Genomic DNA, 11,303 nt, shown 5'->3' with positions numbered 1-11,303 from the left:
TCCGCGACCGGAGCGGGCGCCTTGCCCGTCGCGCCCGCTCCGGTCGCGGATGAGACGGATGGGGCGGGGCACGATGCAGGAGGCCACGCGCACGACTAAGACTTGATCCGCAATTCACCAGAGGGTGAGCTGCGGATTGCGGCCGGGGCGAGGGCCGAACGGTCCGGCGTGGGCACCTTGAGGTGTCTCATCCGGGGTTGTTCGGTCTCGCTGTCCGGCGGTTCGGGGAGCAGAGGTCCCAGGGCGGTGTTGCCGTGGAACTGCCACGCGTCCCGTACCCCGAGGGGTGTTCGGGATCGGTGTGGTTGACTCCCGCAGCGCTTCTTTCAGCGCTTCTGCGTACGTGATCTGGGCATGCCGGGACAGTGCGGTGTCCAGGTGCGCCGATTTCGGGTCGTCCACGTCGGTGAAGCGGACGAAGGCGGCCAGGGCGGCGGAAACGAGGTCGCGTTTGCCGGCCAGGCCACAGGCGAGGCACTTGTGCTCACGGTCGCGCAGGGTCTTCCGTACACGCTCCCCGCACAGGCAGTGCTGCGACAGGGCCGTTGACCAGGTGGAGGCTCGCACGAGTCGGCCGTCTGCCGCTTTGCACTCCGCCTCCAAGGCGGCGATCAGCATGCCGGGTGTGGTCTGGGAGAGACGTTTGCCCCACAGGCGGTACCAGGTGCGGATGTCGCAGTCTTCAACCACGAGCACGGGGCCGTGGGTGGCGATGATCTCCCGCGCCACGGTGCGGGCGCGGAACCTGCGGTGCTCGGCGGCCGAGGCGGCGGCTTCGGCCTGTCGGGCGCGTGTTCCCCGGTAACCGTTGGAGAGTCGGTCGTGCCGGTACGCCTGCTTCGGCACACTGTTCGCTCGGGCGGCGCGGGCGCCCCCCGGCACGTGGACGGTCTTGGGCTTGAGCCCGTTCTCGGACCGCCGTGCGGCCCGGACGGCCTGCTTCTTCGACAGCGCGTACTGAGCAGGGTTCGTCGACCGCCGCGAACGCTCCAGCGCTCGCGCACGGCCCCGCCGCTTACCCGCTTCCTTCTCCAATCGCAGCCGTTCGGTGTCGCTCAGCGTGACCTCGGTCGAAATCGGTGTGCCGCTGCCGAGGAGGGCGGGGAAGGACACGACCGACAAGTTGGAGACGTTGCCGTCCACCCCGCCGATCCGGTTCAGGGCGGCAGCCTGGTCGCGCATCGTGCGTACGGCGGGGGCACTGTAGCCGGGGCCGAGCACCATCAGGTGCGCCTCGTAGACCCAGCCGCCCGGCGCGGATGCCTTCCGGCGCCGCACGAGATCGACCTTGTGCCAGCGGCCCGAGTCGCTCAGGAAATGTCGCACCCGCTCCCGCTGACCTGGCTGTTGTGGGATGCGGACGGGCAACACGAGGTCGGCCCGGCGGCTGTCGGGGCCTCCGGCGAACACCACGGCGAGCGGGCCTGTGTGGTCCCACCAGGTCGCCTTGCGCATCCTCGGCGTCCCGGCCGCCGTCAGTTTGTCTGTGGGTACCTTGCCGTCCGGCGCGATCGGCTTCGGCATACGCCGCGGCTGCATCAGCGCGTACGTGCCACCGTCCGCGTATGCCGCCAGGTGCCCGGCCAGGGAGCCGACCAAGCGAAACGTCTCCCACTTGTTGACAGTCGTGTGGGAGCGGGCGCGGCCGGGGATACGGGTGAAGTCGTACCGGCGGCCGGTCTTCGGCCGCCCGGAGCGGTGGCCGGCCGCGTCGGGGAACAGGTGCCGGGAGACGCCGTTCCACACCGCGTCGGCCATATGCATCGCAAGGGCCTTCGAGACATGGTGCTTGAGGTGCACCGAGCCTTCGAGGTGCCGGTAGGCGCACCGCTCCAAACCCTCACGCGACAGTCCGAGACGCTGCCTCACCGCCTTCGGTCCGCTCCGCCCTCGCTCGCAGCGCGCGGTCCAGTACGCATCGACCTTCGCGCGGGCGTCCCGCTGGACTGCCCGCTTGATGCTCCACATCGCGCTGAACAGCCTGTCCAGCCGGGCCAGGTCGCCGGGGTCGGTGACGGCCAGGGGCAGCACCATCACCGATACCGTCCCCTCGTCGGGCTTGGTCCATTTCGGAGCCTCGCCCTTCCCCCGGAAGCGCCGCTGCGTCTCCATGGACCGCACCACCATCACCCCCCGCCACTGCTCCCGCCTCGGATCTCAACGTAGGGATCACGCCGCACAGCTGGGCGAGAACCGCACATGTTCACCATCGTGTGCGATGCCTCGCACGCACATACGGCTGATGGGGGCGGGGTGTGCGCTGGTGAGCGCCGCGAGGGTGGGAGGCCTCTGAGGTGACGCCGTAGGCGGAGCGAGACGATCGCAGACGCTGTCTGTGCCGCCCTCCACGGCTCGAAGATCGACTACCCGCAACGCGGAACATCTCCTAGTCTGGTCATTGGACTAGACCTGTAGTCGTCATTCATGGAGGAATGGGCTCGATGAGCAACCGTGCTGTCCTTGAGGTGATCGCCCTCGACGAGGAAGACGCGGTCGCTGCCCAGACCGGTGGGGCCGACCGGCTCGAACTCGTCACCGACATGGCGGCGGACGGGCTCACCCCGGCCACGGCCACCTTCACCGCCATCCGCCGCGCGGTCGACATCCCGCTCCGCGTGATGCTCCGCCTGGCGGACGGCTTCGCGGCCGGCGACGTCGACGCCCTGGCCGGCCGGGCGGAGGAGCTCCGCGCGGCGGGCGCGACCGAATTCGTCCTCGGCTTCCTCACGGCGGACGGCGAACCGGACCTGGTCGCCGTCGAGCGCCTGATCGCCGTCCTGGACGGCTGCCGCTGGACCTTCCACCGGGCGATCGACCGCGCCGCCGACCGCGACGGACTCCGCAAGGCGCTCGCCGACCTGCCCGGCCTCGACACCTACCTGACGGCGGGCGCCGCCGCGGGCGTCGACGAGGGCCTGGCGACCCTCCGCGCGGAAGCCGCCCGCACGGGCGAACCGGGCTACGAGCCCCGGATCCTCGTCGGCGGCGGCCTCCGCCTCGACCACCTCCCGGCCCTCCGCACGGCCGGCCTCACCGCCTTCCACATCGGCGGCGCGGCCCGCCCCCGGGGCTGGACGTCCCCGGTCTCGGCGGACGCGGTCCGCACGTGGCGCGAGGCGGTCGACGCGTAGGCCCCGGCGACGGGGGCCGCCGTCCGCTTCCCGGGCGCGGCCCCCTCCACCGCGGTGGCCCCCCCGGGGCCCGGGCGGTCACCGTCCGGGCAGCCGCTCCCGGTCCCGCCAGGCGGATTCCCAGCGGCGGGTCAGCGACGGGTAGACGATCAGGTGGCGGAACGGGGCGATCAGGGCCAGGTAGAGGCGGCCGAGGCGGCCGTTGGGCTTCACCAGGACCGCCATGCGCAGTTCGTGGTCGCCCGCGGGCGTCTTCACCCAGCCCAGGTGCATGACCCCGTGGACGGTCGAGTTCGCCAGCTCGCCGGCGCTCTCGTCGTGGAGCTCGTAGAGGGGTGTGAACGGGCTGCCGTCGGGGGCCGGGGACGCCGTCGACGTCAGTTCCTCCGGCATGCGCTCGCGCAGGGGCCGGACCCGGGTGCCGAGGCCCGCCTGCGGCTCGTCCCAGCCGAGCAGGGCGCCGAGCTTCCAGCGCACCGCGAACAGGAACCGGGTGGCCGGGGACTGCCGGGCGAAGCCGCCGTCCGCCAGCATCGCGGCGAGCATCACCGGGAAGTCGTCGGGGCCGGCGCCCGGCGTGCGGAAGGACCAGACGTCCAGGGTCGTGAAGTCGGGGGCGTACTCGTGGATCCGCCACGGCCGGGTGGCGTGTTCGGTGACGGGGAGCTTCATGAGCGCTGCCGCCTTTCCCTCGCGTTCTATACGCTTGCGTACAACTACGAGGTCAACGATGCCAGACCTGATGTACGGAGGCGTATATTCGGTCGGCGAGTGAGGGAGGACACACCGTGGGCGCCGCACGCACACCACGCGAACGCTGGGTGGAGGAAGGACTGGCCGTCCTCGCCGACGGCGGACCCGACGCCGTGCGCGTCGAAGCCCTCGCCAAACGACTCGGCGTCACCAAAGGCGGCTTCTACGGGTACTTCGCCGACCGCGACGCCCTCCTCGCCGCCATGCTCGACACCTGGGAACGCGAAGCCGCCGACCAGGTCGTCGAGCGCGTCCGACAGGACCCGGACGGCGACCCCAGGGCCCTCATCACCCTCGCCGGCATGCTCACCTTCTCCGGCGACCGGCTGCGCCCCATCGACCTCGCCGTCCGCGACTGGGCCCGCCGCGACGAGGCCGTCGCCGAACGCCTGCGCCGCGTCGACAACCGGCGCATGGAACTGCTCCGCGAGATGATCGGCACCTTCTGCGCCGACCCCGACGAGGTCGAGGCCCGTTCCCTCCTCGCCTTCTGCGTGGCCATCGGACACCACTTCCTCGCCGCCGATCACCAGGGCCGCACCCGCGCCGAGGTCCTCGCCCGCGCCGGCGATCTCATCCTGGACCGGCCGGAGGGGGCGAAATCCCATGGCCCGCAAGACGGTTGATCGCTAGCCTCGCGCGCATGACCCCTCCCCGCATCGACGCCGCCCTCGTCGAGCGGCTCATCGCCGCCCAGTTCCCCGACTGGGCCGGGCTTCCCGTACGGGAGGTCGACTCCGCCGGCACCGACAACGCCGTGTTCCGGCTGGGCGACGACCTCGCCGTACGACTGCCGAAGGCCGACTGGGCGGCCGGGCAGGCCGAGAAGGAGCAGCGCTGGCTGCCGCACCTCGCCCCCCACCTGCCCCTGCCCGTACCCGTGCCCGTCGGCCACGGGGCACCCGGGGAGGGATACGACCGCGCCTGGTCGGTCTTCGCCTGGCTCGACGGCGACGACGCCCACAACGCTCCGCTCGGCGATCTCGCCCACACCGCCGTGGAGTTGGGACGCTTCGGCCGCGCCCTGCGCGAGGTCGACGCCACCGGCGGCCCCGCCTCCTCCCGGGGCGGCCCGGTCACCGACTGGGAGGAGGGCGCCATGGCGCCCGCCGTCCGCGCCCTCGGGGCCGACGGCTCCATCGACGCGGAACTCACCACCGCCGCCTGGGAGTCCGTGCTCCGGCTCCCGCAGTGGGACGGCCCGCCCGTCTGGACCCACGGCGACCTGCTGCCCGGCAACCTCCTCGGCCACGACGGCCGCCTCAGCGCCGTCATCGACTTCGGCTGCCTCGGCGTCGGAGACCCGGCCGTCGACACCATGCCCGCCTGGACGCTGCTCACCGCCGACACCCGCCCCCTCTTCCGCGAGGCCGCCCACGTCGACGACGCCACCTGGGCGCGCGGCCGGGGCTGGGCCCTGGTCTGGGGCGTCGTGACCGAGAACCACTACCGCGGGAAGAACCCCGTCCTCGCCGCGATCGCCCGCCGCAGCCACACGGAGGCCCTCGCCGAGTACGCGTCCATGGGTTAGGCGGTCGCCGCCTCCGCCTCCGCCTCCGCCGCCACCAGCTCCACCTCGAACCCGTCCTCGTTCTCCAGGTACGCCGCGTAGTGGCCGTCCCCGCCCGCGTACGGATGCCGGTCCGCGAACATCAGCCGCCAGCCGTGCGCCGGCGCCTCGGCGGCGAGGGCGTCGACGGCCGACCGGTCGCCGGCGTGGAAGGCCAGGTGGTTGAGGCCCGGCCGGAGGCGGTCGTGCCGGTCCGACGTGCGCGCCGGGGACTGCTCGACCACCAGGTAGCAGGAGCCGAGCGCCCAGCTGCGGCCGCCCTCCCAGGACTGGAAGGGCGCGTGGCCGAGCGCCCCGAGCAGCCAGCCGAGGCTCCGCTCGGCCCGCTCCAGGTCGCCCACCCACAGCTCGACGTGGTGCAGCGCCCCGACGGTCACAGCTCCCCCAACTGGGACGGCACCGGCGCCGAGTGAACGACCGTCAGACCCGACACCGCACGGGTCAGCGCCACGTAGAGGCGCCGCAGGCCCGTCCGCTCGTCGGGTTCGCCGTCGACGACGGCCGCCGGCTCGTCCAGGACCACGTAGTCGTACTCCAGACCCTTCGCGAGCGAGGCCGGGACGAGGGTGAGGCGCGACTCGGCCGTCGTCTCCTCGCCGGGGGAGAGGTACGCGAGACCGGCCGCCGTCAGCGCCTCCGCGAGCGGCGCGATCCGCGCGTCGGCGGCGATCAGACCGATGGAGCCCTCGTGCGCGAGCGCCTCGACGCAGGCGGCGACGACGTCCTCGTCGAGGGCGTCGCTGGTACGGACTTCCAGGGACCCAGGGTTCTCTCGTACCGACTCCACCGCCGCGAGCCCCGGCGACATGTGCGGAAGCAGCCGCGAGGCGTACGCGATGACCTCGCGCGGCACGCGGAAACCGGCGGTCAGCTCCTCCACCACCGCCTCCGGCTTCCCCAGGTGCCCGAGCGCCTGCGCCCAGCTCTCCGTCGCCCACGGCGTCGTGCCCTGCGCCAGGTCGCCCAGGACCGTCGCCGAACCGGTCGTGCAGCGGCGGCCCACCGCCCGGTACTGCATGGGGGACAGGTCCTGCGCCTCGTCGAGGACGACGTGCCCGAGCGAATGCGTCCGCTCCACCAGGTCCTTCGCCTCGTCGATGAGGACGGCGTCCGCCGCCGACCACTTCGCCGACTTCACGCTCCGCGCGGGCTTCGCCCAGAGCAGCAGCTTCTGCTCGTCCTCGGTGAGCAGCCCCTCGGCGTGCTCGGCGAGGAACTCGGCGTCGGAAAGGAGCCGCAGCACCAGCTTCGCGGGGTCGACGAGCGGCCAGCACTCCTTCACGACGGCCTTCACGGCCGTGTTCCGCGCGACGGCGTTCTGCACCCGGTCGTCGGGCGCCTCGCCCGCCTCCTCCATGCGGACGAGCACCGCGTGCGCGATGCGCTGCGGGAGGGCCTCGCGGGCGGCGCCGTACCGGATGTCGCGGTCGAGCAACTCCCGCACCATCTCCTCCAGTTCGTACGCCGGGACCCGCCAGCGCCGCGAACCGCGCACCACCATCAGGGACTCCGTCGGCAGCGTCACGTGCGAGCGGACCGCCCGCCGCAGCACCTCCGCCATCCGGGCGTCGCCCTTCACGACCGCCGTCGCCGCCTCGTCCGTGCCCCGCACCTCGACGTGCGCGACGAGGTCGTCGACGGTCGCCTGCTGCACCTCCAACTCGCCGAGCGCGGGGAGCACCTGCTCGATGTAGTGGAGGAAGGAACGGTTCGGCCCGATGACCAGGGTGCCGGTACGGGCGAGCCGCTCGCGGTGCGCGTACAGCAGGTACGCGACACGGTGCAGACCGACGGCCGTCTTTCCGGTCCCCGGGCCTCCCTGCACGCACACCGTCCCCGACAGGTCGGAGCGGACGATCCCGTCCTGCTCGGGCTGGATGGTGGCGACGATGTCCCGCATGGGGCCGACGCGCGGCCGCTCGATCTCGGCCTGGAGCAGCCGGCTGGTGTGTGACCCCGCGGCGGAGCCGCTGAATGTCTCAGCCTCCGGGTCGGAGAGGTGCTCGTCCTCGTACGCGGTGAGGTCGCCGCCCGTGTACCCGAAGCGTCGCCGCAGCCCGACGTCCTGCGGGTCCTTCTTCGAGGCCTGGTAGTACGGCTGCGAGACCGGCGCACGCCAGTCGATCACCATCGGATCGCCGTCGGCGTCGTGCACGTGCCGCCGCCCGATGTAGACAGTGCCAATTGAGTCGCCTCCGGCGACGGGCTGCCCCTCCTGCGTGGTGTGCAGGTAGTCGAGCCGCCCGAAGAAGAGGGGGGTGTCGGCCAGGTCGGCGAGCGCCTTGATCCGGTCCTCGATCTGTCGCCCGAGGACCAGGGAGTTGACCCAGTTCGCGGTGACGTCCTTGATGTCGAGCGCCTCGACGTCCTCGCGCATCGCGCGCAGCGCGGCGCGGGACGAGGTCAGGTGGGCGCGCTCACGCGCGAGCGGATCGGACTCGGACAAGGACTCGGGTACGGACACGGACACGGACACGGACACGGTGAAGCCTCCGGGCAGGTGGATACGCGGACACGACGAGGTGGCCGCCGGTTTCCGACCGGACGGCGGCGCGCTCCACGAGCGGGAGGCGGGGAAGCGGACGAGTCTAACTCCGGGCGGTCGGCCGGGCGAATCCCTTTTCCCCTAGGGGGACGAGTCCACCCGGGGGTGGATCCGGATTCCACCCCCGGGCCGATGTGTTCTGAATGTCCGGATTCCATCATGGAGTCATGAGCGCAACGACCTTCACCCTCGTGACCACCGTCCCCCGTCCCCGCACCCACCTGGGAACGGCCCTCCGCGCGATACGCGCCTTCGGCGGCGCGGCGGCGTCGGTCGTCCTCCTGGGCGACTACGGCCCGCCGGAGGCGGGGGTCAAGAACCCCCGCCCTGAGTACGCCCCCGGCCCCGACTGAGTACGGAAACGCCTGGGCGGGCCCGGCGCGCCCTGATGTCATCGAGCCATGACGACGCCGCCGACCACCCCGGAGCCCTCCGTACCGCCGACCACGCCCGAGCCCTCCGTACCGCCGACCACCCCCGCGACCGACGACTTCGCCCGCACCACCCGGAGACTGCGCTTCACCGCCCTCGGAGGCTTCGTCGTCCTCCTCGGGCTCTTCGTCTTCACCATGGTGCTGGTCCTCGGTGACGCCATCGACGGCGACGGCGCCGCCGGAGCCTTCACCGACGCCGCGATCTGGGTGTTCCGTGCCGCCGTCGCGGCCGGCCTGGTCGCCCTCGTCACCCCTCGGGATCGGATGGCGACCACGCCTCGCCGGGCCCTGGTCATCGCCCAGTACGCCCTCGGGGTCGCCGGGGTCGTCCTCCAGCTCATGGACTGACCGGCTACGGCGCCAGCAGCTCGTCCGCGTCCACGATCCGGTACGCGTACCCCTGCTCCGCCAGGAACCGCTGCCGGTGCGCCGCGAAGTCCTGGTCGATCGTGTCCCGGGCGACCACCGAGTAGAAGTGCGCCTGGTGACCGTCCGCCTTCGGGCGCAGGACCCGGCCGAGCCGCTGGGCCTCCTCCTGGCGGGAGCCGAAGGTGCCCGAGACCTGGATCGCGACCGTGGCCTCCGGCAGGTCGATCGAGAAGTTCGCGACCTTCGACACCACGAGCACGTTGAGCTCGCCGTTGCGGAAGGCGTCGAAGAGCTTCTCCCGCTGCGCGTTCGACGTCTCGCCCTTGATGACCGGCGCGTCCAGGTGCTCGCCGAGCTCGTCCAGCTGGTCGATGTACTGCCCGATGACGAGGATCTGCTGACCCTCGAACTTCTTCACCAGGGCCTCGGTCACCTTCCGCTTCGTCGCCGTCGTCGCGCAGAAGCGGTACTTCTCCTCGGCCTCGGCGGTGGCGTACGCGAGCCGCTCGGAGTCGGTCAGGTTGACCCGGACCTCGACGCAGTCGGCGGGCGCGATGTACCCCTGCGCCTCGATCTCCTTCCACGGCGCGTCGAAGCGCTTCGGCCCGATCAGCGAGAAGACGTCCGACTCACGCCCGTCCTCCCGGACGAGGGTCGCGGTGAGCCCGAGCCGCCGCCGGGCCTGCAGGTCGGCGGTGAACTTGAAGACGGGCGCGGGCAGCAGGTGCACCTCGTCGTAGACGATGAGGCCCCAGTCCCGGGAGTCGAAGAGCTCCAGGTGGGGGTAGATCCCCTTCCGCTTCGTCGTCAGCACCTGGTAGGTGGCGATGGTGACCGGCCGGATCTCCTTGCGCGTACCGGAGTACTCGCCGATCTCGTCCTCGGTCAGCGAGGTCCGCTTCACCAGCTCGTGCTTCCACTGCCGGGCGGACACGGTGTTCGTCACCAGGATCAGCGTCGTCGCCTTGGCCTGGGCCATCGCCCCGGCCCCGACCAGCGTCTTCCCCGCGCCACAGGGCAGCACGACGACACCGGAGCCGCCGTGCCAGAAGCCGTCGACGGCCTGCTTCTGGTACGGGCGCAGCGACCAGCCGTCCTCGGCGAGGTCGATCCGGTGCGCCTCGCCGTCCACGTACCCGGCGAGGTCCTCGGCCGGCCAGCCCAGCTTGAGCAGCGTCTGCTTGATCTGCCCGCGCTCGGAGGGGTGCACGACGACGGTGTCCGGGTCGATCCGCTGCCCGACCAGCGGCTGCACCTTCTTCGACCGGAGGATCTCCTCGAGGACCGGCCGGTCGGTCGTGGTGAGCACGAGCCCGTGCGTGGGGTGCTTGGAGAGCGTGAGCCGGCCGTACCGGGCCATGGTCTCGGCGATGTCGACGAGCAGCGCGTGCGGCACGGGATACCGCGAGTACTCGACGAGCGCGTCGACGACCTGCTCGGCGTCGTGACCGGCGGCCCGCGCGTTCCACAGTCCCAGCGGCGTCACCCGGTACGTGTGGATGTGCTCCGGCGCCCGCTCCAGCTCCGCGAACGGCGCGATGGCCCGACGACAGGCCTCGGCGAGCTCGTGGTCGACCTCCAGGAGCAGCGTCTTGTCGCTCTGGACGATGAGTGGCCCATTCACGTGCGATCTGGTCCTTCCCGGGCCGCTCCGACGACGGCCAATCCTCCAGTCTGCCTGATCCGGGCCTGCGGTGGGCGGGGCCGCAGGGGTCGGACAGGTCCTAGACCTGGTCGTCCGCCAGTTCCGCCACGCCCGTGATGCGGTGCAGGGGGTACGTGCGGACCTCGTCGGCCGTGTGGTCGTAGCCCGTCACGAAGCCGCCCTCGACGCGGACCGGGGCGATGACGCGCTGGCTCGCCGCGCCCTCCGCGTTGACGTAGCCGATCCACACCGCCGAGCCCGTCATCGCCGCCGCCTGGACCGTCGCCAGGGTCTCGGCGGCCGAGGTGCGGGGGAGGCCGCCCGTCGCCGCGGGGGCCGCCGGCCCCCGACGCCACCCTCCTCGGCGCGGGTGATCAGGACGTCTCCCTCGGCGGACTCGGCCGCCGGGGCGTACCCCATGGCCCGCAACCCGTCGAGCAGCGACGCCGGGTCCGCCTGCGCGGCCAGCACCGTCGGCGCGAGGCGGCGCAGGCCCAGGGCGGCGGAGCGCCGGTCGGCCAGGATCTCGCCGAGGACGGTGTCGTCGTCGCAGCGCACGTACGCGGACGCCGCCCCGATCCGCAGGTGGCCGTGCTTCCTCGCCACGTCGTCGATCAGGTACGCGAGCGGCTGCGGCACCGGCGTACGGGAGTGCGCGGTCAGGAAGTCGTGCAGGTCGGACGCCGACCGCCCCGAGTCCAGCGCGCGCCGTACCGACCCGGGCGTGAACCGGTAGACCGTCGCGCCACCCTTCGATTCCACGTCCGCCAGGACCGCGAGCGCGTCGGCGAGCGGCCGCCGCAGCGGCCCGGGCGCCACGGCCGTCAGGTCGGCCTGCAGCAGGACGTGGTCGACG

The 11,303-nt window shown here is 72.4% G+C and carries 10 protein-coding genes and 1 pseudogene; 5 read left to right on the top strand and 6 right to left on the bottom strand.

Annotation, left to right across the window (positions count from 1 at the left end):
• Nucleotides 1-114 precede the first annotated feature (114 nt).
• Nucleotides 115-2,112: a transposase gene (locus CCN56_RS22695; protein WP_256962094.1), complete on the bottom strand. Its 1,998-nt coding sequence runs from the start codon at nucleotides 2,110-2,112 to the stop codon at nucleotides 115-117.
• A 329-nt stretch (nucleotides 2,113-2,441) separates the two neighbouring features.
• Between CCN56_RS22695 and CCN56_RS22690 the strand changes: the two genes are divergently transcribed.
• Nucleotides 2,442-3,131, top strand: a complete 690-nt coding sequence (locus tag CCN56_RS22690) for a copper homeostasis protein CutC (RefSeq protein ID WP_086829492.1) — start codon at nucleotides 2,442-2,444, stop codon at nucleotides 3,129-3,131.
• Nucleotides 3,132-3,209: 78 nt separating this feature from the next.
• Here CCN56_RS22690 and CCN56_RS22685 read toward each other — a convergent pair whose 3' ends face one another.
• Nucleotides 3,210-3,803 (bottom strand): DUF2867 domain-containing protein, encoded by a 594-nt coding sequence (locus CCN56_RS22685; RefSeq protein WP_086829490.1) that lies wholly within the window; start codon nucleotides 3,801-3,803, stop codon nucleotides 3,210-3,212.
• Between the two features lie 116 nt (nucleotides 3,804-3,919).
• Here CCN56_RS22685 and CCN56_RS22680 point away from each other — a divergent pair, with 116 nt between their 5' ends.
• The gene (locus CCN56_RS22680; RefSeq protein ID WP_086829488.1) at nucleotides 3,920-4,510 is read left to right on the top strand and encodes a TetR/AcrR family transcriptional regulator; all 591 of its coding nucleotides are present in this window, start codon (nucleotides 3,920-3,922) and stop codon (nucleotides 4,508-4,510) included.
• A gap of 17 nt (nucleotides 4,511-4,527) precedes the next feature.
• Nucleotides 4,528-5,415 (top strand): aminoglycoside phosphotransferase family protein, encoded by an 888-nt coding sequence (locus tag CCN56_RS22675; RefSeq protein ID WP_086829486.1) that lies wholly within the window; start codon nucleotides 4,528-4,530, stop codon nucleotides 5,413-5,415.
• Here CCN56_RS22675 and CCN56_RS22670 read toward each other — a convergent pair.
• Nucleotides 5,412-5,831 (bottom strand): VOC family protein, encoded by a 420-nt coding sequence (locus tag CCN56_RS22670; RefSeq protein WP_086829483.1) that lies wholly within the window; start codon nucleotides 5,829-5,831, stop codon nucleotides 5,412-5,414. The genes CCN56_RS22675 and CCN56_RS22670 overlap by 4 nt on opposite strands.
• Nucleotides 5,828-7,936, bottom strand: coding sequence for a UvrD-helicase domain-containing protein (locus CCN56_RS22665; RefSeq protein WP_256962093.1), 2,109 nt, complete (start codon nucleotides 7,934-7,936; stop codon nucleotides 5,828-5,830). Before CCN56_RS22665 ends, CCN56_RS22670 begins: the two co-directional genes overlap by 4 nt.
• A gap of 230 nt (nucleotides 7,937-8,166) precedes the next feature.
• Between CCN56_RS22665 and CCN56_RS22660 the strand changes: the two genes are divergently transcribed.
• Both CCN56_RS22660 and CCN56_RS43350 read left to right on the top strand, forming a co-directional pair.
• The gene (locus tag CCN56_RS22660) at nucleotides 8,167-8,352 is read left to right on the top strand and encodes a hypothetical protein (RefSeq protein WP_086829480.1); all 186 of its coding nucleotides are present in this window, start codon (nucleotides 8,167-8,169) and stop codon (nucleotides 8,350-8,352) included.
• Nucleotides 8,353-8,400: 48 nt separating this feature from the next.
• A complete protein-coding gene (locus CCN56_RS43350; RefSeq protein ID WP_086829478.1) occupies nucleotides 8,401-8,781 on the top strand; it encodes a hypothetical protein in 381 nt (126 codons plus the stop codon).
• A 4-nt stretch (nucleotides 8,782-8,785) separates the two neighbouring features.
• Here the strand turns inward: CCN56_RS43350 and CCN56_RS22650 are convergent, their stop codons facing one another.
• Complete coding sequence (locus tag CCN56_RS22650; protein ID WP_086829477.1) at nucleotides 8,786-10,426, bottom strand: DNA repair helicase XPB; 1,641 nt, start codon at nucleotides 10,424-10,426, stop codon at nucleotides 8,786-8,788.
• Nucleotides 10,427-10,526: 100 nt separating this feature from the next.
• Nucleotides 10,527-11,303, bottom strand: a pseudogene (locus tag CCN56_RS22645) (helicase-associated domain-containing protein); the annotation flags it as partial.

It is taken from the genome of Streptomyces sp. NRRL B-24572 (genome assembly GCF_002156145.1).
Classification (GTDB): domain Bacteria; phylum Actinomycetota; class Actinomycetes; order Streptomycetales; family Streptomycetaceae; genus Streptomyces; species Streptomyces vietnamensis.
The sequence above is the reverse complement of the archived record's forward strand: the minus strand, read 5'-3'. Positions and strand labels throughout refer to the sequence as shown.

Bases quoted from the DNA above. Each gene is read 5' to 3' on its own strand.
- CCN56_RS22695 (WP_256962094.1), bottom strand. From the start codon at position 2,112: ATGGAGACGCAGCGGCGCTTCCGGGGGAAGGGCGAGGCTCCGAAATGG.
- CCN56_RS22690 (WP_086829492.1), top strand. From the start codon at position 2,442: ATGAGCAACCGTGCTGTCCTTGAGGTGATCGCCCTCGACGAGGAAGAC.
- CCN56_RS22685 (WP_086829490.1), bottom strand. From the start codon at position 3,803: ATGAAGCTCCCCGTCACCGAACACGCCACCCGGCCGTGGCGGATCCAC.
- CCN56_RS22675 (WP_086829486.1), top strand. From the start codon at position 4,528: ATGACCCCTCCCCGCATCGACGCCGCCCTCGTCGAGCGGCTCATCGCC.
- CCN56_RS22660 (WP_086829480.1), top strand. From the start codon at position 8,167: ATGAGCGCAACGACCTTCACCCTCGTGACCACCGTCCCCCGTCCCCGC.
- CCN56_RS43350 (WP_086829478.1), top strand. From the start codon at position 8,401: ATGACGACGCCGCCGACCACCCCGGAGCCCTCCGTACCGCCGACCACG.